General features: G+C 42.2%; 18 protein-coding genes. 11 read left to right on the top strand and 7 right to left on the bottom strand.

Annotation, left to right across the window (positions count from 1 at the left end):
* Nucleotides 1–76 precede the first annotated feature (76 nt).
* Complete coding sequence (locus tag JKG61_RS09600; protein WP_202102751.1) at nucleotides 77–952, top strand: HEPN domain-containing protein; 876 nt, start codon at nucleotides 77–79, stop codon at nucleotides 950–952.
* 15 nt (nucleotides 953–967) lie between these two features.
* On the opposite strand, the gene JKG61_RS09595 is transcribed toward JKG61_RS09600, so the two are convergent.
* Nucleotides 968–1,243: a helix-turn-helix domain-containing protein gene (locus JKG61_RS09595; RefSeq protein ID WP_202102750.1), complete on the bottom strand. Its 276-nt coding sequence runs from the start codon at nucleotides 1,241–1,243 to the stop codon at nucleotides 968–970.
* A gap of 493 nt (nucleotides 1,244–1,736) precedes the next feature.
* Between JKG61_RS09595 and JKG61_RS09590 the strand changes: the two genes are divergently transcribed.
* Genes JKG61_RS09590 through JKG61_RS09580 form a run of 3 tightly spaced genes read left to right on the top strand, consistent with a single transcriptional unit; the run spans nucleotide 1,737 to nucleotide 9,023 of the window.
* A complete protein-coding gene (locus JKG61_RS09590; protein ID WP_202102749.1) occupies nucleotides 1,737–6,290 on the top strand; it encodes a SusC/RagA family TonB-linked outer membrane protein in 4,554 nt (1,517 codons plus the stop codon).
* 20 nt (nucleotides 6,291–6,310) lie between these two features.
* Entirely contained in the window at nucleotides 6,311–7,708 is a 1,398-nt protein-coding gene (locus tag JKG61_RS09585; RefSeq protein ID WP_202102748.1) for a RagB/SusD family nutrient uptake outer membrane protein, read from the top strand.
* Nucleotides 7,709–7,745: 37 nt separating this feature from the next.
* Nucleotides 7,746–9,023: a TlpA family protein disulfide reductase gene (locus tag JKG61_RS09580; protein WP_202102747.1), complete on the top strand. Its 1,278-nt coding sequence runs from the start codon at nucleotides 7,746–7,748 to the stop codon at nucleotides 9,021–9,023.
* A 113-nt stretch (nucleotides 9,024–9,136) separates the two neighbouring features.
* Here JKG61_RS09580 and JKG61_RS09575 read toward each other — a convergent pair whose 3' ends face one another.
* On the bottom strand, nucleotides 9,137–9,463 hold the full coding sequence (locus JKG61_RS09575) for a hypothetical protein (RefSeq protein WP_202102746.1): 327 nt from the start codon (nucleotides 9,461–9,463) through the stop codon (nucleotides 9,137–9,139).
* A gap of 180 nt (nucleotides 9,464–9,643) precedes the next feature.
* Nucleotides 9,644–10,273: a MauE/DoxX family redox-associated membrane protein gene (locus JKG61_RS09570; protein WP_202102745.1), complete on the bottom strand. Its 630-nt coding sequence runs from the start codon at nucleotides 10,271–10,273 to the stop codon at nucleotides 9,644–9,646.
* Between the two features lie 357 nt (nucleotides 10,274–10,630).
* Here JKG61_RS09570 and JKG61_RS09565 point away from each other — a divergent pair, with 357 nt between their 5' ends.
* Genes JKG61_RS09565 through JKG61_RS09555 form a run of 3 tightly spaced genes read left to right on the top strand, consistent with a single transcriptional unit; the run spans nucleotide 10,631 to nucleotide 12,843 of the window.
* On the top strand, nucleotides 10,631–11,164 hold the full coding sequence (locus JKG61_RS09565) for a sigma-70 family RNA polymerase sigma factor (RefSeq protein WP_202102744.1): 534 nt from the start codon (nucleotides 10,631–10,633) through the stop codon (nucleotides 11,162–11,164).
* Nucleotides 11,165–11,204: 40 nt separating this feature from the next.
* Nucleotides 11,205–12,467 carry a FecR family protein gene (locus tag JKG61_RS09560; protein ID WP_202102743.1) on the top strand — a complete coding sequence of 421 codons (1,263 nt, stop codon included), beginning with the start codon at nucleotides 11,205–11,207 and terminating at the stop codon, nucleotides 12,465–12,467.
* 46 nt (nucleotides 12,468–12,513) lie between these two features.
* The gene (locus JKG61_RS09555) at nucleotides 12,514–12,843 is read left to right on the top strand and encodes a hypothetical protein (RefSeq protein ID WP_202102742.1); all 330 of its coding nucleotides are present in this window, start codon (nucleotides 12,514–12,516) and stop codon (nucleotides 12,841–12,843) included.
* A 327-nt stretch (nucleotides 12,844–13,170) separates the two neighbouring features.
* On the opposite strand, the gene JKG61_RS09550 is transcribed toward JKG61_RS09555, so the two are convergent.
* Nucleotides 13,171–13,731 carry a type 1 glutamine amidotransferase domain-containing protein gene (locus tag JKG61_RS09550; RefSeq protein ID WP_202102741.1) on the bottom strand — a complete coding sequence of 187 codons (561 nt, stop codon included), beginning with the start codon at nucleotides 13,729–13,731 and terminating at the stop codon, nucleotides 13,171–13,173.
* Nucleotides 13,732–14,187: 456 nt separating this feature from the next.
* Between JKG61_RS09550 and JKG61_RS09545 the strand changes: the two genes are divergently transcribed.
* Nucleotides 14,188–15,669 (top strand): glycoside hydrolase family 130 protein, encoded by a 1,482-nt coding sequence (locus JKG61_RS09545; RefSeq protein ID WP_202102740.1) that lies wholly within the window; start codon nucleotides 14,188–14,190, stop codon nucleotides 15,667–15,669.
* On the opposite strand, the gene JKG61_RS09540 is transcribed toward JKG61_RS09545, so the two are convergent.
* Both JKG61_RS09540 and JKG61_RS09535 read right to left on the bottom strand, forming a co-directional pair.
* Nucleotides 15,658–16,755 (bottom strand): hypothetical protein, encoded by a 1,098-nt coding sequence (locus JKG61_RS09540; protein ID WP_202102739.1) that lies wholly within the window; start codon nucleotides 16,753–16,755, stop codon nucleotides 15,658–15,660. The genes JKG61_RS09545 and JKG61_RS09540 overlap by 12 nt on opposite strands.
* 10 nt (nucleotides 16,756–16,765) lie before the next feature.
* Nucleotides 16,766–17,974, bottom strand: coding sequence for a glycosyltransferase family 4 protein (locus JKG61_RS09535; protein WP_202102738.1), 1,209 nt, complete (start codon nucleotides 17,972–17,974; stop codon nucleotides 16,766–16,768).
* A gap of 262 nt (nucleotides 17,975–18,236) precedes the next feature.
* Here JKG61_RS09535 and JKG61_RS09530 point away from each other — a divergent pair, with 262 nt between their 5' ends.
* Nucleotides 18,237–19,490: an outer membrane protein assembly factor BamB family protein gene (locus tag JKG61_RS09530; RefSeq protein ID WP_202102737.1), complete on the top strand. Its 1,254-nt coding sequence runs from the start codon at nucleotides 18,237–18,239 to the stop codon at nucleotides 19,488–19,490.
* On the opposite strand, the gene JKG61_RS09525 is transcribed toward JKG61_RS09530, so the two are convergent.
* Complete coding sequence (locus JKG61_RS09525; RefSeq protein WP_202102736.1) at nucleotides 19,491–20,924, bottom strand: alanine/glycine:cation symporter family protein; 1,434 nt, start codon at nucleotides 20,922–20,924, stop codon at nucleotides 19,491–19,493.
* A 488-nt stretch (nucleotides 20,925–21,412) separates the two neighbouring features.
* Between JKG61_RS09525 and JKG61_RS09520 the strand changes: the two genes are divergently transcribed.
* Nucleotides 21,413–21,838, top strand: a complete 426-nt coding sequence (locus tag JKG61_RS09520) for a hypothetical protein (protein WP_202102735.1) — start codon at nucleotides 21,413–21,415, stop codon at nucleotides 21,836–21,838.
* A gap of 7 nt (nucleotides 21,839–21,845) precedes the next feature.
* Nucleotides 21,846–23,276, top strand: a complete 1,431-nt coding sequence (locus JKG61_RS09515) for a sodium:solute symporter family protein (RefSeq protein ID WP_202102734.1) — start codon at nucleotides 21,846–21,848, stop codon at nucleotides 23,274–23,276.
* The last annotated feature ends 93 nt before the right edge of the window (nucleotides 23,277–23,369 follow it).

Genomic DNA, 23,369 nt, shown 5'->3' with positions numbered 1-23,369 from the left:
CGCAAGCTCGGTGTGTCTTTAGTTAAAATATTAGATCAGATTTATTTCCAACTTCTTTATTCGTTATCTTTACAGTATGAGCCAACTTTTATCCCATTTACCGGAGCATAAGCAGAATGAACTTGCTGAGATCGTAGAGGTTATCCGTGAGGTGACTGATCCGGCTAAGATTATCTTGTTTGGTAGCCATACGTCTGACAAGTGGGTGGAGGATGAATATGAGGAGAGGGGAGCTACATATTCTTACATCAGCGATTACGATATACTTGTCGTCATACCTGATGGAGACAAGGATAAGGAGCATGATATAGCGAGCAAGATTGAAAACAGAACCCTGAAATATAAGAATGATGTAAGTCCCATAGTACACAGTTTCAATTATGTCAATAAGGGACTTGAAACGGGACAGTACTTCTTTCGGGATATTATCAAAGAAGGAATTGTTCTTTTTGACACTGAAGGTTGTGCTTTTTCTGAACCTAAACCTTTGAGTAGAGAACAAGAAAAAGAGCTTACAGTTCGGAACTTTGATAATTGGATAAAAACAGGAAGTTCGTTTTTAGATGGAACTAAAGTCTTGTTTGATAATGCTCAACAAAAAGGACTTGATTTTAGACAAGTTGTTTTTAATCTAAATCAAACTGCGGAAAAGTTCTATGGAGGACTTTTGTTAGTTTACACTGGGTATAAGCCGAAAACACACAAGTTAAAAGTCTATCGTAAATATTCCAAACATATTGACGAAGAGCTAAATAAAATCTTTAAATATCCTATTGACGATCGTGAAGAATATCGCTTGTTTGATATTCTTAATAAGGCATACTTAGATGCTCGTTACCAAGATGATTATTCTATTGATATTGAAGACCTAAGAAAATTAATAGCTAAGGTTGAAAAAATAGAGTTATCCGTCAAAGAATTGTGTAACAGACGGATTGCTGAGCTTTCTTAAAAGCAGGCTGAAGCCTTACTTTTTAAGAGACCAATCTTTAGAAAAATCAAACTCCTTATTTAAGAGTTCTTTAGGCTGTTTTCCTAATCCTTTAGAATATTCCAAGAAAGTAGTGAAGTTAAAGTCTTTTTTGCCATTTTCTATATTGCTGATATTGCTCTTTGTTAAATCACAGCGAGCTGCGAGTTGATCTTGACTAAGGCCAGCTTTCTTGCGTCTTTCTCTTAGGAATGAGCCTATTTCAGATAATCTAACTAAATCTCTTTCTTCGTTCATATCAGATTTAGCCAAATAAGCCTTTATTTAAAACTTTTTTGTTATAAGTTCTTGTAACAACATTATGTTTTAGTATATTTGCTCTATCATTCATCGGGGACGGCGTGAGAAACCTAAAACCAGTATGAATGAGAAGTATAGACTTAAATAAAAATCGTAGATATTCAGTGAGGACCTCCCTTAATTTTTTAGGGTCGTGGTCGCGTAGTTTCTCACGCTCAACCATTGAGCAAGGGAGGTTCCTTTTCTGTTCATTATATTTTACAGGCAATCTAAAAAGTTGGCTCTTTAGACTATTGATTTGTCCTCCGGAATAGTATCGTTCATTAATCATTTTATTCATTCAAAATCATCGCTTTCATACCGATATAAACCAATTATTTTCGATAGCACACGATCAAGGTATAGCGATAGTATTTCAATCATTTAATTGACTGATAAATAGAGTTTAATCGTCTTGTGTCTGAAACAGGACTTTCAATCTATTTGTCGCTAATATAGCTTAAATATGAAACATTATTTTAAGGGTGGAAGAGGACTGTCTTTTGGTGAGGGCGGTGTCCGACTACTGGCGGATGAACGTGTTAACATGTTCGCCAGTTATCAAGATCATTCTAGTCGCCCGATATTACAGAATTATGATTTTAGACTGCTTTCCCTCAGTAAATTCGGGACAAGCTTCTCTGCCTTTCGCAGTGACGGGATAGAGTGTAATGACGAAGACAAGCGAAGTCTAGGGGAGAAAAAAGAGGGCAACGAGGTAAGAAGCTCTGGTTTTTTTCGCTATTTCTTCGGTCGTCACCTTACTGCCGCCTTACCTCCGCCTTACTGTGGCCTTACTGCCGCCTTACCTTTAGTAAGGCTACGGTATGACTTTAGTAAGGCTGAGGTAAGAAAATGGTGGGAGGGAGCGCATACTTGGGGAATACTTAGGGCATACACTAAGCATGCTTCGGCTGGCGTAGCAGGTTGGTTCGGTGTGGCTTTGAGATTGGGTCGTACCTGCGTGCACACTTGTTCGACTGTTGTTCGAGTGTTGTTCGGGTGCTGTCCGAGTGCGACTCGAAGCCCACTCGAAGCGGAGTCGAACAGCACCCGAAGGTGTCTCGAAGAAGTCTCGAACACGTCCCGAAGCGCTGTCGAAGGACAGTCGAAGGGCTCTCGAACAGTTGTCGAAGGCGAGTCGAACAGCTTCCGAAGGAGTGTCGAAGCGGAGGGTGCCCGAACTAAGGTTGAACTAGCCTTAACACAGCCTATAACTAGTGTTGAACTGGGAATGAACTACCAAACAACTAAGGATGAACTAAGGCTGAACCTAGAACGGACTAGAAATGAATTAAGGATAAAGCGCAGCTATAGTAGGGATACCACACTTGTTAGGCAGTTGTTATGTAGCCCCTTAAACCTACATAATACCTACATAAACCCTACATTATACCTACATAGAAGATGGACTATTAGTTCATGTTTGACACAGGAACGAACTGCTGGAAGGGAGAGAGATTGCTTCGATGCAGATTCGCACCTTCCCGATTCTCGGGACGAGCGCAATGACGGAAATAGAAGGCGCAGTGACGAATCGGGAATGGTAGAGCGGATGGTTTATTCTGATTTAGATGGTTTTAAGGGGTGCTGTGGAGGTGAAAGGGGTAAAGATGTGTCTTTGGGTGTAAAAATAAAAAGGAGACATCTGAAGGGCTTAAATAAAGCCGTTCGTCATTGCGATCGGAATGAAATGGAGAGAAGCAATCTAAAAGGACTCATGGTAGATAATCTTTTGAGTAGACTGCTTCGACAGATTCGGAGTGACGGGAGAGCAGGAGTGTCGGCCTGCTTAATGATATTGTGTGTGTTGTTTAGTTCGCCTGTGGTTACACAGGCGGTCGCTCAGACGCAGTCGAGGTCAGTGCTTATTGGGGAGGTGCGCTCGGCTGCCGATGGGCAGATCATTGAGGGGGCGACGGTCACTAATGGTAAAAAGATAGTTCGTACAGATGCAAAAGGTAAGTTTAGTATCATTATAGATAAACCACAAGGACTATTAATAATTAGATATATAGGTTTTAAAGAGCAAAGTGTTGCTTATGATAATACAACTACATTTTTAAATATACAGCTGCAGGTCGGCAGCAAGGAAATAGACGAAGTCGAGGTAGTCTCAACGGGTTATCAGAAGATACCAAAAGAATGGGCTACCGGGAGTTTCGAGTTTGTAAATAACGAAGCCCTGAACCAAACGATCAGTGGAAATATCATCGACCGTATAGAGCTACAGATTCCAGGATTGCTTGTCGACAGAAACGAAGGGGCACCGGACAAATTCCTGATTAGGGGTCGATCCAGCATTTATGCTGATGTACAGCCGCTGATTGTGCTTGATGGCTTCCCCTACGATGGTGAGATAGGAAATATCAATCCCAACGATATAGAATCGGTCACTGTGCTCAAGGATGCAGCCTCCGCTTCAATATGGGGGGCACGTGCTGGAAACGGGGTTATCGTTATTACAACGAAACGAGCCAAAGGAAATAAGCCAACAATAGGTTTTAACAGTACACTGGGAATCCAGGCTAAACCTGATCTTTCGACCGTGTCACAGATATCAAGTGCGGACTATATCGAATTGGAAAAATTTTTGTTTGACAAAGGCCATTATGTCAACGATGAGGAAGCTGATGCTCGAAATAATGGTCACCCACCATTTACGCCAGTCATAGAGCTGCTACATAAGCAACGGGAGGGTATCCTTACAGAAGAGAAGGTAGTTGCCGAACTTGCCAAGTTTAAAACTTACGATATAAGAAGGGATATTTTAAATGAGCTATACAGGTCTGGAACAAAACAGCAGTATGCTGTATCAATAGGAAATAAGTTTCGTAGCGGAAACTATCTTTTTTCGGCAGGTTACGATTTAAATCAGAGCAATTTGATCGGACAAAGTGATCAACGGTTGTCTTTACGGATGAATAATGAGACTGAGATTGCCACTTGGTTGACATTGGCTAATAGTCTTTCCTATGCCAATATGACTTTTCGAGCAGGGAATAACCCTGGCTTGAACCTCAGTGGGCAGGCCCCATTTGCACTTGGAGGTAATAAAGCGATATATCCTTACGCCAGATTAAGAGATGATGACGGTATAGCTCAAGTGTTGTATTTGGATAATAATAAGAGGTTTATAGATGAATCGCTAAAGGAGGGGTTGGACTGGTCTTATACGCCGTTGGAAGAAATCCATCAACGGCGTACCTCAAATAAAATCTCTGATTTTCTTCTAAACTCTGCCGTGTTGATGTCGCCATTCAAGGGATTAAATATAGGGGTTAGGTATCAGTTTGAAGATCAGTTAATAGATGGGGGAACCTTCTATAGCCCCGAATCCTACTACGCTAGGAGTTATGTAAATTCATTTGCTCAACAACAAGCGAATGGACGATTGAGCTTTCCTGTTCCTAGAGGAGGAATCCGAGATGTCTCTTATGCCAAGCGAAAAGTACATCAAGGACGTATACAGGTGGATTGGAATAAAGTGTGGGCGAATGGTCATCAGCTTGTATTGATGGGCGGATGGGAGATTCGAAGTAGTAAAACAGATGTGGAGACGGATAGAAAGTATGGGTACAATGAAGAATTCTACGGAATGCAATCATCAATTGATTTTATTTCAGAATTTACACTGTTTAACAATAGTTTTTTAAAACAACGCATAGCCTCTAATAGATCTATCGCTAAGTATACAGATAATTTTATTTCTTATTTTTCTAACGGATCCTATACTTTTAAAGAGCGTTACATACTCACAGCTAGCGTTCGAAAAGATGAAGCTAATCTATTTGGCTTAAATAGCAACAAGAAAGGAACTCCACTATGGTCATCAGGTGTTCTCTGGAAATTATCGGAAGAACCGTTCTACCGTAACGGATTGGTTCCTAAGTTGGGGCTAAGGATCACTTATGGTCAGAGCGGCAATATTGCACGAGATGCTTCTGCTCTCCCTGTGATTACCGTATCTGGCAGTTCCCGAACCACTCCTTTATCCAGAGCATCATTAGACATGTTGCCTAATGCGAATTTGAGGTGGGAAAAAGTAAACATTCTTAATATAGGAATTGACTTCGCCTTAAAGGATGATCGGGTCACTGGAAGCTTAGAGTATTTTGACAAAAGATCTAAAGATCTAATGGGAAGCGCTCCGTTAGATCCTACGTTGGGGAGGTCTACCTTTTACGGTAACGTCGGCGAGATGAAAACAACTGGGGTGAATGCTAATCTAAACCTATTGCTGATAGATAGGTGTGTAAAATGGAATTTATCGACTTCTTTAGGTACATCAAATCCCATTGTAACAAAGTACTTTATGCCGGTAAGTCCCAAAGGAAATACCTATCTCTCTATGATGGATAATACCATAAATCCAGTTTTGAACAGCCCAGTATTTGGCATGTATAGTTTTCCTTGGGTGGGACTGGATGGTGCCAAAGGTAATCCTGTACTGTTGTTTGAAGGGGAAGAAAGTCAAAACTATGATGTAGTATATGGTTCTACAGCACTGGAAGATATGGTTTTTCATGGAAGTATACAGCCTACTATGTATGGTGCAGTACACAATAATGTAAGATACAAAGCATTGGAGCTATCGTTTGCTCTCAGTTATAAGACGCGATATTTCTTTAGACGGGCTGCTTTAAGCTATTCTGAATTATTCAGTTCTTGGAACGGTCACGGCGATTTTGCACTGCGATGGAAAAATCCCGGAGATGAAAACTCGACAGATGTACCGTCGATGATATATCCTGCTAACAGTTACCGTGAGCTTGTATATAGAAATGCGTCTAACCAAGTGTTGAAAGGAGATCATTTAAGAGTTGAGAATGTTAGGTTGAGCGCTTCATTTTCAGGGGTAAAACTCTGTGGTTCCAGATTAGATAGGCTTCAAACTTTTTTACATGTCCAAAACCTGCCTTTGGTAGTATTGAAGAATAGGCAGGGGATAGACCCTTATTTTAAACAAATGGTTAGGACGGGGCCACAGTATGCCCTCGGCGTAAATGTAACATTATAAAGCATTTTTTTATATTTCTCATGAAAGCAATAAAGTTATTTTATATAGAGCTAATCATCGCGATGTTGGTTTTCTTTATTTCCTGTAATAGGAAAGAATTTTTGGATGTAAAGCCAGATGCCTCCATGACTGTTCCGTCTACGCTCGACGATTATCTGGCATTGATGGACGACGATGTGGCAATGAATGGGGCCGGTAATACACAGCCTTTATATCCGGCAATGTTGGAAATCGGATCAGACAATGTATGGATACCGGACGCCCGGTATCTGAATAATATAGATGAATATGCAAGAGCTGTTTATAATTGGCAGGAGAATCCCTATCCAGCATTGGATATCAAAGATTGGAATAGACCTTATATCACAGTTTTAAACTGTAATATAGTTTTAGAGAACCTGCATAAGATTGAAAAGGGGAATGAAAACAGCGGACAGTGGGACCTCGTGTATGGGATGGCACTATTTCACAGGTCTCATGCTTTTTCAATGCTAACCAGCGTGTTTACGCCTGCGTACGAAAAAGGAACAGCAGATCAATCAGCCGGTATTCCTTTGCGGATGAGTGCCGATGTCGGAGAAAAGCTTAGTATCTCTTCGCTTGAAAGGACTTACGCAAGGATTATTGAAGATTTATTAAAGGCCAGTGAACTTTTGCCTGAAGAACCAATATATAAGACAAGGCCTTCCAAAAGAGCATGTTGGGCACTTCTGTCAAGAGTTTATCTATGGATGCAGAACTATGAGCGAAGCCATTATTATGCTGATTTATGTCTTGAAGTAAATGACCAATTGTTAGATTATAATACGTATTCGACCACAACCAATTATCCATTTCCAAGATTTAATGAAGAAGTGATTTTCAACTGTAACATGATGCTTCTTACGACGCAAGTTCGTATGGATACGAGCTTGTATAAATCTTATGATCAGAACGATCTGCGACGACTTTTATTCTTCAAAGCGCAGTCCGTCGGGGATGGACATCGATTTTATGGAAATTACGATGGTACAGGTTATTTTTTTGCAGGGTTGGCCAATGACGAGTTGTACTTTAATCGTGCGGAGACAAGTTTGAGACTGGGATACCCTGATATGGCTCTGAAAGACTTAAATAAAATATTATCGTCCAGATGGAAGAAAAATATGGGCATATCAACCTTTATGCCTTATGGAGAAATGGACAGTAAAGCTTTGATGAAACTTATTTTAGCCGAACGGAGAAAGCAGTTGGTATGGAGAGGGTTGCGCTGGCCAGATCTAAAACGGTTAAATCTGGATCCAGAATATGCCACTGTTTTAACCCGTGAAATTAACAGCAAACTCTACCAGATGAATCCTAACGATCGACGTTACGTTTATCCGGTACCGGATCCGGTAGTCGACCTAAATCCTAATCTTTATAATTTATCCAACTGACATGCGTAGTTTTTTATTTTTTCTACTCTGTCTTTTTATGATTGCAAAGCTATCAGCACAATCAGATGAAATAATCCGAGATGTCGTATTCGAACATACGCATAAGCTATTTAAACCTAACAGGGATACTATTTCTATTGATTTACAGCAGTACAGGGGTAAGTTTATTGTCTTTGATTTTTGGAATCGTTTCTGCTCCTCTTGCATTCAGCAGATGCCCAAACTTTATGAGCTACAGCTCGATTACTCAGACGATATCGTTATAATTCCTGTCACCAAGGATGATTTGAACCAAGTGGCAGGAGCTTTCGCTAAGCAATTGGGCGGACCCTATGAATTTAGGCTTCCATCCATATATGGTGACACAATCTTAAACAATTTATTTGGGGTGATCGCTAATCCGGATGTGGTTTGGTTAGATAGAAACGGGGAGTTTTTGGTGAAAACATCGGGAGAAGCTTTAAATAAAGAGGTTTTAGATCTTGTTTTAAAGGGAGATATATCTTTTCTGAATCGTGTTGCACGTGTGTCTAAAATGCATTTTTATGAGAGGATCGGCCTTCATAACGTAATAGAAAGCGGGGAGCGAAGAGACTCTGTCTTTCTTTCAATAAAGATGACACCGTATGCTAAAGCTCTTTCTTCTAATATACTGACTTATAAGAAACAGGTAAATAGGAAGAATGAAAAGCTGGTGTATATAAATAAGACATTATACGAAATGGTGCAATCGATATATGACGAGGAGAAAGATCCAGCAACGATAAAATGGATTGATGATGATAGGAATAGGTTTATAATTCGATCGGAAAAGGTCAGTGCCCGATTTAAAGATCGGGATAGTCTCAGACGCATTAGGGACTTTGCTGAAAGAACTGCATTTAGAGAAAAACAATTGTTTTGTTTGTTTGCAGCGGGACATGACAGTATTTCTCAGAAAGAACTCAAACATGCTGCACTGCAGGTACTGGAAAGTTCCTTGGATGTGAAAACTGGTATTCGCCCTCAAAAAATGCGATGTTTTCGGATAGAAGCTCTCTCCGATAGAGCTGAGAGAGGTAAAGAGCAAAACCAATTCATTCCTCCAGAGCAAAGAAAGTCTATATCGAGTATATCGGAACTTGTTAAATATTTTAATAATACCTACACAAATTCTCCAATTTTAACAGCTAAAGGGGATGCTGTCTTAAAAGAGCCTTTAAACATGATTTTAGACAAGAGGATGACAGCTGATGAAGCGATAGATTATTTGAAAAATACTGGATTTAAAATTGAAGTTGGATATGAATTGATAGACGTACTTACTATTGATTAAGGTTGTTAAGACTTTTAATCGAAAGAAGCCCCCAGTTCTTCCAATGGGGAGATTCTGAGGGCTTCTTAACTTATAAACAGCTCTTAATGTTGTCTAATGAATTTTTCATACGATTAATTGCTGTCCTTATGGACTATTATTGGCTGTCCAAGTTCCAGTGCTTCCGTTCCAGGTCTATAGTCGCTGGAGGAAACCATATTGTAACTGGTATATGCTTTAGCACACTTTTGATCTCCAGTATCACAGCCAAATGGATTTTCTGGAGATAATGCAGGTTCTGCTGTCTGGTTTAAAAGGGTTGTACCAGTCGCATCGTACTCAAACCAATAATAACTAGTCTGTAGATATTTTTCAACTGCTTTAAAGCTGGAAAAACTTAGGATAGCTGCCCCTGCTAATAGGAGCATGCTATTTTTCTTGATATATGAAATTGCTTTCATGTGAGGGCCTTTTTATCGATTCCAATATTAGTTTGGTCGGAATACGCTAACTCAAAAAAAGTTTACCCAACAAAAAACTCTATGTATATCGATGCTTTTATTTTTCGAGAGGCATCGACTTTATCTCTCTCGGGATACTCTTTTGAAAAGTTTGACGCGGGTACCTCCACGTATCATAATTTATTGGAGTACCGGCCTGCCCGGAAAAGGAGCAAAGCGCATTTTAAAGACCAGAAAGCAACACCATGTCACGGAATACACGGCTGTCGTTATAATTTCGAGATACTGGAGGAATAGCGTAACCTGTCTCTTGCTCTGTATGTACCTCTCCATGGGGGCAGTTGGTCCAGTCAAGTACCACCCCAGTATAGAGATCCCCAACAATGAGCAGTTGAGAAGCAGGTGCCAGCTCCAGGATAACCCACGGAATACCGATGCACAGCCACAGGGACGCTCTTCATAGAGATGGAGGATGCCTAGGGCGATGTAAACTGAGAATATCGCAAGTAGTAAAGCGGATAGTATATAGGGTAATCTGATCGATAAATTAGAGATTCCTAGGTCGCTACGCTCCGCTGAATGACGAGAATTTGGATGATAGGTTGTGATGAATAGGACGGCTAATACCAGCTCGGTAAGCGGCAGCAACCAAAATAGGATATCTGCCCACCCGTCTGGAAACGGTTGCCGAAGCAAAGCCGAATGAAACTGAGGCAGATCCCACAGCTTGTCCAGTGCTACGTACAGCCAGAATACCATCAGAAAGATACGTACGCTGTATAGGGTGATATGTGTTGTTTTCTTTTTCATTTTTTTAAAGTGATGTTTGTGAGGGAAGTGACATTAATGATGATGGTGGGCTCTTCAACTTCCTGACCTCTATCATCTTCCTTACTTCTTATGCATTCCTATCCCATGTCGCTTTTAAAATGCAACTATTTAAAAATCAGATATTTAATTTTGTTTTGTCTTTTTTAGTGTTTACCTTAGTATTACCAATTCAATTAATTCATTCGTCTTTATATATAGCTATCCCGAGAAGGTAAAATGTACCCTGTGAAAATTGGTTTATTTTTCAATTAGCTGATTTTCAGTGTGTTTGTTTTTCTTACTGTAGGCGTATTCGGGTATGCTGACCAAATTAATGTTGTACTTACTATATGCGTTATGGATGAAGAACCATTTAAGATTTTATTGCGTGAGCCTGTACGAGGTATGGAGCTCATTATGGCCAAGCATGGAGCTCTTTTGAAAAATTGGCTGAGAAAGTTTCTTAAGAATGATGACGAATTGATTCAAGATGTGATCTCGGAGACATTTATGGAGGTCTGGATAGCTCGAGACGAAATCCTCAAAAAAGATAATCCATCGATATGGATGATGGTAATCGCTAAAAATATCGCTCTTAAAAAATTGAAGTATAATAAAAAAAGAAAGAAGGCTTCGATCAAGGAGATTAAAAATATGCCCAGTAGTGATATGCCCCACAAAGACTTACATTATAGAGAAATAAAGGATATCATATTGCTAAAGGCGCAGGAGCTCACCCCACGAGAGCGAGAGATATTGATTGCATCCAAGATTGATGAAATGGATAATAAGGAGCTGGAAGAGACTTTCGGTCTGCAACCGCAGCGTGTCCGTAATCTGCTGAGTTCGGCTGTGGCTAAGATGCGGAAGATGCTGAAAGAAATGCGTTAGAAATGAATTTATCACATAGGTCACTAAAATCATAGACATAATGAAACGCTACAATATAAATATAGAAGAACTGATCCGTAAGGAAATACAGGGCATAATCACAGCTGAAGAAAATGATACTTTGAAATCGGTGCAAAAGTGTTATTCGGAAGAAGAGTTCGATCGAATAGTGATTACAGTACTTCAGAATATGGAGGATCCATTCCCCAAGGATCCCCTAAAGGATTGGGAACCCGATTATGAAGATATCATCTGCAGAGGAAATATCGAAGCTGCGATTAGGAGAAAAAGCAGACATCGTAAGAGAACGTATAAAGTGATGGGTATAGCTGCCGCAATGTTGGTATTTCTGGGGATGGGTATCTATGTACTTCCTCTTGGACAGAAAGACCAACACTTGGATCAGATACCGGTTTCCGAATCTGCATATACTTTGTCCTGGGGAGATCAAAGCATACATATCAGTCCTACAGATACAGCCGGGAGATTGGCGATCTTGGGAGATGTACTCGTGGTTAAGCATGCCGATGGTCTATTGGCGATAGAGGCAGTTGCGGATCGACTAGCGATGCGACAGGATGGCGAGCTGATAATCTCCACAGAAGCGCTACAGCAGTGTGTCGTGCAGCTGCCCAATGGAGCACGGGTTCGTCTGGATGCGCAGTCTTCGCTACGCTATCCGTTACAGCAGGCTATCGGTGACATCACGGTACAGACCAGTGGCTATGCACTGATCGATATGCCTAAGCGTAATGACACCGAGCCCCTCATCATGAAAACAGATAATGGCTACCTAAAGATGTCACAGGGGACATTGAGTATGATCGCCGTCGAAGGATGGACACAGGCTACCTCTGGCGGTGGTGAAGCTACGCTAGCGACAGATAGTACCAATAAAGAGGTAAAGCTGGACTGTCGTGGCGCACAGGGTATACTGGTCCGTATGCAGAATAAACTTAATAATCAGATCAAAGACTCGTTGTTCTATTCGAGAGATGCAGATTTTGAGCGGGAGAGTAGGTGGGCTAGGGCGTTGCGTAAGTATGATGGCGCTTCGGTTCGGGAATATATAGTGGAGATGAGTCGATGGTATGGAATTAAGGTTAAGGATATACACTGTATACCGACTGAACCCGTAATCGATGCGGCTGTTCGCTATACCGCGACCAAAGAAGAGATGCTGGCAGCCGTACAGCAAGAAGGTGTCAGGGTGCACAGACAGCAAGATCTGATCAGCTTTTGCCCTGAAGATATAGAGATAAAAAACATGGATATCAAGAGCCGGCTAGCTAAGAAGCGCTGATCTAAGAGCGCTTTTAAAAGAAATTATATCGAAAAAGGAGGACATCATGGGAGAGAATAAAAACTTTTTAGAATCGTTGTTCCGTAGCATGGAGGTCAACGAGGTCATCGAAAAGCGCAAATGCCGGGCTACAGGCAAGGTACGCTTTAATACCAAATCCGAAGCGCGCCTTTTTGTGCAGTGGATGAAGTGGAAGTACCAGAAATGGCTCAAGACACCCGGACGCCGTAAAAAGTCGCACACGAAGGGAAGTGGTAAACCACAACAACGGTACGGATACAGTTGCGAGCACTGTGGCGGATACCACGTGACGAAGGAGGATCCGCACCGCTACAACAAAATGAAGAATCTGTATAACAAGAAATATTTTGGATAGAAAAATAAAAATGTGCACAATAATATAAAATATGCAGCGTTATTATACCAAAGAGCAGCGCAAGACAGATAGCTCCTCGATCAGGAGATATCTTATTTAAAATAAATGCTTGATTACACTACCCGCAAAGAATAGACATAGGGTCTGTTCGAAAAAAGAAACATAGAAACAGAAAAAAAGGGTATCTGTAAAAAAGTTAGAAAGGGTTCAGATTATTCTGAACCCTTTTGTTTTTTCTGTATTTATGCTGATCACGATTTCTCCGGCGACCAGCGATCTGTATTTCTAAAATTGAATTTAGTGTTGTCGAATAGTAGTGACGTAAGGTTAAGCATGTTGCCCGCTGTGCTTGCCTTCTACAAACTCTTCAATCATTTTTCGATTAAAGGCGGGGAGATCTTTTGGAGTGCGGCTAGTTACCAATCCTTGGTCTACAATGACTTCAGCGTCTTCCCACTGTGCTCCGGCGTGGATAAGATCGAGTCTTATCGCTTCCACAGATGTCATTTTCCGGCCTTGTACCACTTCAGAATTGATTAACACCTGAGGCCCATGGCATATTGCGGCAACAGGCTTATGACTATTGAAAAAGGATGTTACGAAAGTTAAGGCCTGTTCATTGGTACGTAGCGCATCTGGACTGATCACGCCCCCTGGAAGCATTAATCCATCGTATGCTTCGACAGATGCGCTTTCTATACTGACATCTACTTTATAATCATTAGTCCATTCTAGTCCTTCCTTGGCTCGTACACTCCCAGATTTTAGGGATACTATTTCTACCTTGGCACCTGCTTGCTCCAAGGCTTCTTTGGGACTTGTCAATTCTACTTCTTCAAAACCATCTGCGACCAAGATCGCTATTCTTTTGTCGGTTAATTGTGCCATAATTTTTCTTATTTAATTTTTAAAGGATGAACACCTGAGAACTGGTTTCGTTGACTCCAGGAACTAAAAAACCGATTAACCCCCGGTCCACTTCGGTAATAGAACCGCTAACTGTCTCTAAAAATAAAATAATAGACAAGCAGTGTCGCATGGAGTAGGACAGAGAATGCATTGGATAGGATAATAGGCCATTCGGTCTTCATAAGCCCGTACACGACTCTAGTTTTAAATGTCTGAGCTATAAACGTTCAGCTAATGCTTTGGTTGTTGGTTAAATACTGAAATTAAGGGGCAAAATACCTGAAATGCTACTTAAATATGTAGGAAGATAGGTAACGGTATATTGTCCGAACCGGCAAAATGGCTGGCAATTAAGGATCAAGAAAGAATTGAAAAACAGCAGTCTATACAAAACTAAATACGGGAAAGGATGGTTCTAATCTAAAATATGATACTATGTCCTTACAGGTAGTCCGTAAAAGTATATTCTTCAAACCCGATTCCAAAAGGGTGCTAGCGAGATATTTTAATATAAATATTGAGCGTACCACTAAAATAGTAAACCGTATCCTAAGAAGCTCAAAGCAGGAACAGACAGATATGCTGAACCAGCTTCTCCGTAATTTTTCGAAGCGGCATCGGAGTATCCTGGATATATGGGAAAAAAACTTCAAGCGTACCGAAGAGAGGTTATTGGATCTGGAGCTCCGTAATCGTGACTATACACCACGGGAAAGATTATTGATCGGGGCTTATTTTACAATGGAATATTCTGTCGAAGCTGCCGCTTTTTTCAACCCTTCCGTAGTGGAATCTCCAGATCAAACGCAATTACGGGATGGTGAAAAGCGAATAATACTGAGCTTTAGAGCGACCGGGGAGGGGCATGTGTCTTCGATTGTATTTCGCTCGGCTATTATCGATAATGAGCTAAATATTCATGTGGAGGAGGTCGGTAAATTATTGGAAAAGCCAAAACAGATAAAAAGCCACCGGTATCTAAAGGCGGATTTTATCGATAAATTGCTTCAGATGCATGATCCCGAAAAAGATATGCTGGATCTAATCCATGCAAAACTGACGGATAGCTTTACCTATGAAGAGCTGCGGCGTTTTGTAATGGAGATCCAAAAGGAGAATAATTTAGATATGGAAGGCCAGACGTTGATGACGCATATGACCTGGCTGGCTTCGTCGCATTATGAAATGACTTATTCTTTGGATACAGCCTTGTCGGAAAGGGTAATATTTCCGATATCGGATACCGAGAAGAATGGTATTGAAGATGCTCGTTTTGTACGGTTTATCAGTGATAAGGGTAAGCCGATGTATTATGCTACCTATACGGCATATGATGGCCTCACGATATTACCCAAATTGCTTTCGACAACGGATTTTGTGCGTTTTAAAGTACAGCCTATTAATGGCAAAATTGCCAATAAGGGAGCAGCGCTCTTTCCTAGAAAGATTAATGGTAAATATGCGATGCTGTGTCGGGTAGATGGAGAAAGCAACTACATCGCTTTTTCAGAAGATTTGATAAATTGGCAGCAGGATGTAACCCTGCTCAAAGAACCGGAATTCCCATGGGAATTTGTGCAATTGGGCAACTGCGGTTCGCCTATCGAAACAGCCAAGGGCTGGTTGGTATTGACGCATAGTGTAGGACCAATGCGCGCATATACCCTCGGAGCGATACTGCTTGATCTGGAAGATCCAACAAAAATCGTGGGCAAGCTGAGTGAGCCGCTTCTCTATCCTAATGCTGAAGAGCGGGAAGGATATGTCCCCAATGTAGTTTATTCTTGCGGTCAGATCCTGCATAATGGCCATTTAATAATTCCCTACGCCATGTCTGACCATGCCTCTACCTATGCGACTATATGTTTGGACGATCTACTGGATGCGCTCACCAATTTCAAATCGCTATCCGTCTAGGCCGTAACATAGGTATACATAAGCTTGCCAGAAACTGAGGCTGCTTTCTGCGCCTTGGTTGAGATTCAGCCCGAACCTTTCTAAGCCGTCGCAACAACCTTTTGTGAGTGGGTCGTATAGGGTTAATCCCAGCTCATTTTTTCCAAAATACCAGTGCAGACATTGGATCATACGCTGTTTATAGTGACTATCGCCAGATAGGCCGAAGAGCTCTTTGTATAGGAGTATGCTCGAGGGTACTTCTATAGGCTGCTGGGCAAATGTGCTCCGTTTGCCACCCCGTACATACCAGTTTTCATTACCTATGGTGGAGATGTACCCTTTTTCAAATATAAGGCTGTCGAGAAATTCTGCTGTCTCTCGCCCTATGGTCAGTAGAGATTCTTGATTGAGCAGTGCACCGCTACGCAGTACCGCTAAAGGAATAATCGCATTATCGTAGGCAATTATCTGCTCGTACCAATTCCAGTCGGCGTTCTGACTGCCCTGATATTCGTCTTCCAAGTAATAGCTGAGCTGTTTTATATAGGGTAAGATTTTATCATCCGAGCGGTTGGAAGCATAGTAGTGCTGTAGTCCTAATAGGGTATAGCTTACTGCTCTGACAGATTTAAGCGCTACACAATGGGGGAGGGCCTGTTGCAACATCTCTTCAGCGAGAAAAACTAATTCCGGCTCCTGGTTATAGCATAGGAAATGGCCTAATGCCCATATGGTACGCCCATAGCTATCTTCGGTACCATACTCATCTAAAAACTGATGGTCAAAGGAAAGGAGATTTCGGAACCGCCCGCAATCGCGCTGCATGTACTGTACGTAAGCAAGGTAGGTGTAAGCGAGGTTTTTATATTTATCGGATGGGTATACCTGAGCGGCTAATGTGGTCAATAGCAGGGCCCGTGCGGTGTCATCGAGGCAGTAGCCGTGTTTGTAATTGGGGATGCTATAGGTTGCATGCTGTACGATCGAAACCTGATTGGTCATCCGGTGGATATGAGTGAGATCAAAGGCCGGAAGCTCAGGGATGATCTCCTGTAGCATGTCTAAATCAAAGATTGATTCGATGGTATTTACTTCTTGCTTCATTGATTTTTACTTAAGAGGACAGTTTATGAGTGGATGTATGTATTAGATTATTAACATGGTGCGGAGCGCTACTGCGGGGTAAGGTCACTGGGACGGCCACGTTACGTGTTATGATCCGTTTAAGAAGTTTGGACTGTAGCTTACCTATATTGCTCCAGCTCATAGTTGCCCCATAACGTGCTGCATTATACCGGTACTTGGCTAATAGCTGGGGTTCTTCCAATAGCGCACGGATAATTAAGCTGAGTGCTTTACTGTCTTTAAAGTCAAATAACAGTCCTCGGTTGTCTTTTAATAAATCCTTAGCATACCAGTATGGCGTAGATACCACGGCGGCGCCTGCGCCGATGGCGAAGGAAAGTGTACCACTGCTGATCTGATTCTCATTGGGATAGGGCGTGACATAGATATCACAGGCACTAAGGTACTGCGTAAGCAGTTTTTCGGAAGCAAACTCGTTGATAAAACAGACCTTGTCGGCTATCCCCAGTTCTTGTGCTTTTGCCTGTAGGTATTCGCGATAGGACTCGCCTGCCTCCCGCAGGATATTGGGGTGTGTGCTGCCCAAAATAATATAAACAAAATCATCCTGCGGTACGGCGGCCACGGCTTCTATAGCGGTCTCGAAGCCTTTACTGGGACCCAGAAAACCGAAGCTGAGCATTACTTTTTTACCTGTCAGGCCCAGTTGTTGTTTGGCCTCGCTTTGACGGTAGGCAAAATGGGGCACGCCGTGAGGAATGAGTTCTATCTTTTGAGCGGGAATATCGTAGATGCGCCTGAGCATCTCTACAGCGGTATCAGTCATGACGGTAATGCTATGGCTGTAGACTGCAAGCTGTTGAAGTACCCGGAGCTCTGCATCACTGGGATGTTGGAGCACCGTATGAAAATTACTAACAACAGGAATGGAAAGAGCTTTGGCTAAAGATAATATATAATTGCCGCTTTCGCCACCGAATATGCCGTACTCATGTTGTATGATAACAGCATCGTAAGTCTCGTTGATATGCGCTGCTGCCTTAAGGTAACTGGAAGCGTTATTTTTTTCAATGCATGCGGACACCTCAGAAGGAAAGAAGCCTTCGCTACCATCCGAAATGGCAATAATAGCCGGTGTTATGCTTGGATCCAAGCTTAGAGATCTGAATAAATCTTGGGTAAATGTTGCGATACCGCACTGCCTTGGTGGGTATGTTCCGATAATGCCGATATTCATAGTGACGTTATGTTTCGTTCTTTTCTTAATAAAGAACAGAAAACTAAGAACTATGTTGTTGGACAAAACCCGAAAACTAAAAATGCCGTATTAAATCAAGTGTATCCGTATAAATACGTTCTACTAAGACTTGAAATCCGATCTCAAAGTATCGGGGCTAATCGTAAATCATGGTTTTGTAATACACTATACGTCAGTTGTTTTTCGTTATATATCTAATGGTGGAAACTAATAGTCCTTTTATTCGATCAACGTCTTACTTATGAAGAAATTCTTAGCCGTACCTTTTGTTATAGTATTTATTCCAGTTCTAATATCCTGTAGCAAGGATGGTCCTACAGGTACAGAAAATGAACCGATATTTGATAACAGTGGAACCAATAAATCTATTCTGACCAGCAGCGATGGAAAGGTGTATCGTGTCAGTGCCAATGATGGTAAGGCCGATGTGCTTTTTGATTTCGGACGGCAAAATGATGTGTCGGGACTGGGTTCGGATGGGAATCAAATTTATAACGGAGATGAAAGCAATACAATCAACGCTATTGATCTGAATAGCAAACAACTCCTATGGCGTAAGTCTTTCTTTAAAGAAGAGTCCATAACTGCCAGCGAGGTGCAGACTAGCTTCAAAGATGGTGTTTGTTATAGCATCGGCCATTCGGGAATAGCCGTTGCTCTGAAAGGGGACGGTACGTTACTTTGGTCGCGCCCCCTGGATCCTGATTTCGATGGCACACGCAACAGTTATTATCCGACTTACCTGAGCGTGCAGGATAAATATGTGATTGTGGGGTCAAGTCGTACAGCATTATGGGGCGACGAGCGGAATAAGCTATACCTGTTGGATAAAACAAATGGGAAACCTATGCAGACATTTACTCTTCCTGCCGCAACGGCCGTAACCGGTAGGGCCAAGATTTCAGGGAATACATTGGTCGTACCTATGAATGATCTGGTGGCGATAGATCTCTATAGTGGTAAGGAGCTATGGCGGATACCTATGCCCGACGCGAGTTACGGAGCAGGTACGCCAATTATTTCGGGCAGCAAAGTGCTTTTGCACGGGAGCCGTAGCGTAGGTATGGGAGGTAAGCTTTTTTGTATAAACATTAATAATGGACAGGTCGTCTGGGAAAAGGATAGTGGAGGGGATATGGTAGGATATTATACGCCGACTGTGATCGATGGCAAGTATGTCCTCGGAATCTACGAAAATGGAAGTACTGTTAATGCCGACGGCCGGCCTTATCTGGTACGTTTGGAAGACGGTGTCAAACTATGGCAGAATGATAATATCGGACTGGATGCCTCTGCCACTTATGCCAATGGGCGGTTGTATGCCTATGGCAATAATTTGGTGGCACAAGGTGAATCCGTGGGTCTTATGGCATTGAACGCAGGTAACGGTGCGCTCGAATGGCTTAATGCCGACCTGAATGGTATCAGCAATGCGGATCCTTTAATAATAGCCGATAACGGCATATTTAGAAGTCCGTCGGCACCGGGAGAATAATCATTCTTTTCTTCCCGACCAAAAGTCCATATTTCTAAAATTGAATTTGCTGCTGACGAATATAGGGTCTTCCTTACGAGACAATTGTTCTTGATAATCTTTATAGAGTTTATACACCTTGTTGTGGAGTAGTATGATCGCAACAAGATTGAGCCAAGCCATCATTCCTACACCGATATCGCCCAAAGTCCATGCAGATTCGGCAGTGCTCACACAGCCCATGTAGACAGAGATAAGGATAAGTATACGCAGTAACCATACGATAACACGTTTTGAGGACTGCTTGCTGATAAAGCTGACATTACTTTCGGCGATATAATAGTAGGCCATGATCGTGGTGAAAGCGAAAAATGTGAGTGCTAGGGCTACAAAGATATTCCCAAAAGCTGGAAAGTGATGTGCTACGGCCTGTTGGGTGAACGCAGGACCCATTTCTACACCTGGAATATGTTCGACAATAAAGCCTCCTTCGGGTGCCTGTACATTGTACTGCCCCGTGAATAGGATCATCAATGCAGTGGCGGTGCATACGAACAGTGTGTCCACATAAACCGAAAAACCTTGTACCAGACCTTGTTTGATCGGGTGCGAAACCTCGGCTGCTGCTGCTGCGTGAGGAGCAGTACCTTGACCGGCTTCATTGCTATAGATGCCGCGTTTTACGCCCCAGGCTATGGCGCTGCCGGCCACGGCACCAAAAGTGGCCTCCATGTTAAAGGCCGATTTAACGATGAGTGCCAAAACACTGGGCACCTCTTGAAGGTTGAGAACGATAATAACGATAGCCATGAGGATGTAGGCTCCGGCCATAAAAGGAACAACAAATTCGGCGACCTTGCTGATACGCTTTACCCCACCGATGATAATAATGCCTAATAACCCCGCTAGGAATAGGGCGGTGAAGAGGGGAGGGATAGCGAATGCCTTCTCGACAGCGACACTGATGCTATTGCTCTGTACGCTCGGAAGAAGAAAGCCTGTGCTAATGATGGTAACGATCGCAAATGTCCAGGCAAATATTTTGGAACGTAGTCCTTTTAAGATATAGAATGCCGGCCCACCGCGATATTCTCCTTGGTCTACTTCTTTATACATCTGTCCCAGAGTGGCCTCGACGATAGCCGATGCACTTCCCAAAAATGCAATGATCCACATCCAGAATACGGCGCCCGGTCCTCCCATACCTATGGCGGTAGCGACACCTGCGATATTACCCGTGCCGACGCGGCCCGAGATCGCTAATGAAAAGGCCTGAAAGGAGGATATCCCTTTGTCCGAACTACTGCCTTTGAAAAGGAGGCGTACCATCTCCCTCAGTTGTGTGAGTTGCGGAAATTTAAAGCGCACCGTAAAATAGATACCCGTAATAAGACAAAGATAGACCAGCGCATCACTCCATACCACATTATAAACTTTGGTTATCAAATCTTCCATGTATTGCAATTGTGTAGGTTCATAGCTTGCTAAAATATGTAAAACAGTTCGGCATTGCTTGAATTATTGCATAGATTGTGTTTATGGAATGTGTTTTGAAGTATATGTAATGCTTATGAGGGAAAGGGAGTATTCATCATTATCTTTGTTTATCTGTTTTAGAGACAGAAATGGGGAGTTATTTGTGTCACGGGATTCGTTGTTTTGTTTCATTTGCGATGAAATAGCGACAGTCAATATTATTATTTTTGAACTATAAAGAAAAATGATCATCAACACTAGGTCATATAAAAAAAGTACCCTATTTTCTACGTCTTTTGCTAAAAACGACAATCACTTTTTAATGGAAAAAAGTCGTGGTATTCTTTGGAATTCCAAATCATTACTTCAACCTTTGTAGTACGTTCTACAAAATTCATGGGTGTTGACCCCGGCCGTAATAAGCTCCCGTCAACAATAATCTAAAGTTTTATTAATAAATAAGAATTATGCTTAAGTATTACTTATTGATTGCTGTATTTTTTGTTTTATTCGTGCGTTGTGCACGCTCGGATATTCCTGTGCTCGAAGTTGCCAAGGGGACACAGACACAACAGGGCATTATTAAGCTCGCATGGGAAAGTCCCGATAAACAGCTGTACGAGCTCGAAGAGGCCAGTGATAACCTTTTTTACGAACCTAAAATAAGATATTCTGGGCCTGACCAAGGGACCTTTTTATCAGGCCTCAATGATGGAACCTATTATTACCGCCTACGTAACCAGCATGGTGATTATTCTAATGTAGTCGAATTAGAAGTCAGACATCACCCCATCCAATTAGCAATTTCTCTACTCATGCTCGGTGCCTTGGTATTTATTATCACCACGGTGTTGGTGGTGAGAAATTATTTAAATCTTAACTCGCCTAATTAGTAATTAAATGACACATATATTATACATAGTACCTCCGTCTGTCGGGTGGGGGCTGCTCGCTGTTTTGAGTATACTTTGGCTTGGACTTGGGCTCTACTGGGGACGTAAATCAAAGAATCTGGATGGACATATGCTGGCAGGCCGTAATGTGGGCATGGCCTTGGGAACGGCTACAGTAATGGCTACTTGGGTGACTTCCAATACCACCATGCTCGCACCTCAATTTGTTTTGGAGATGGGGGTGTGGGGGATGTTGGCCTATGCTACGGCAGCGATAGGCCTTCTCCTGTTTGCACCATTGGCGCAGCGTATCCGTCAATTGATGCCCAAAGGATATACCAGTGGCGACTTTATACGGTTGAGATATGGCAAAACAGCCTGGATATTGTTTCTATTTATCAGTGTATTCTATAGTCTGATCTGGTTGGTCAGTATGGGGATGGCAGGAGGGATATTGATGCATTCTATAGCAGGTATTCCCTACGATATGGGAATGACGGTCATTATCGCAGTCTGCGTCGGATACACGCTTTTTGGAGGGCTATACGCTGTGATTGGTACAGATTATATACAATCGTTATTAATTATGATAGGTATTGTGGTGGTCGGTATAGGTATCTATAGTTATGTCGATTTTGATACGATATACACTGGCCTTGAGCAGGATAGGCCTATGTTACTGAGCCTCTTTTTCCCAGCAGCGCTGATGGCTATTTTTAACAACCTTTTATTTAGCATGGGCGAGGTTTTCCATAGCAATGTATGGTGGAGCCGTACGTTTGCGCTACGTAAGGGGGTGGGGAAGAAAGCATTCCGCCTGGCAGGATTATTATGGATACCGATCCCCATTGCAGCAGGGTTTATCGCTTTGGCGAGTGATTCGCTGGGTATCAATATTACACGTCCAGATATGGTGGGCCCTACAGTAGCGGCCGAAGTGTTAGGACCTGTAGGTGCTATTGTGGTGTTTATTGTATTGTTCTGTTCGCTGGCTTCCAGTATCGATGCGGTATTGGCGGCGATATCGGATCTGATTACCCAGGATGTGTACCGAAAATTGTTTAGGCCACAGGCTACTGAACGACAGCTTAAGAAGTTTGCTACTTATATGATACTTCTTGTTGGTTTTGTGGCGTGGATGCTCTGTCTCCCCAATATCGGTACACTCGCAAGTATCCTGTTTCTAGCAGGGCCTATGGTGGGAAGTACGATATGGCCGATTGCAACAGGACTGTTTTGGAAAAAAGCCAATACTAAAGGCGCATTATGGGGGATGATACTGGGATCTGTTGCCGGATTATGGAGTTATATGTACATCGGATGGTACACCTCGTCGCTGGTAGGAGCAGCGGTTTCCATGATTACAGTGGTACTCTGCACGTATCTATTCCCTGCAGATTTTGATTGGAAGAAATTGGATGAGGAGCCTACGAGTTAGGTACAGTCGCCGATTGACGGTTTTTAACGATTAAACAACGTATATATGAATTTTTCTGAAAATTTTATTCAGATCCTGATTCTTACAGCTATA

Source organism: Sphingobacterium faecale (assembly GCF_016746095.1).
GTDB classification, from domain to species: Bacteria; Bacteroidota; Bacteroidia; order Sphingobacteriales; family Sphingobacteriaceae; genus Sphingobacterium; species Sphingobacterium faecale.
This window is presented reverse-complemented; position numbering and strand designations above follow the sequence as displayed.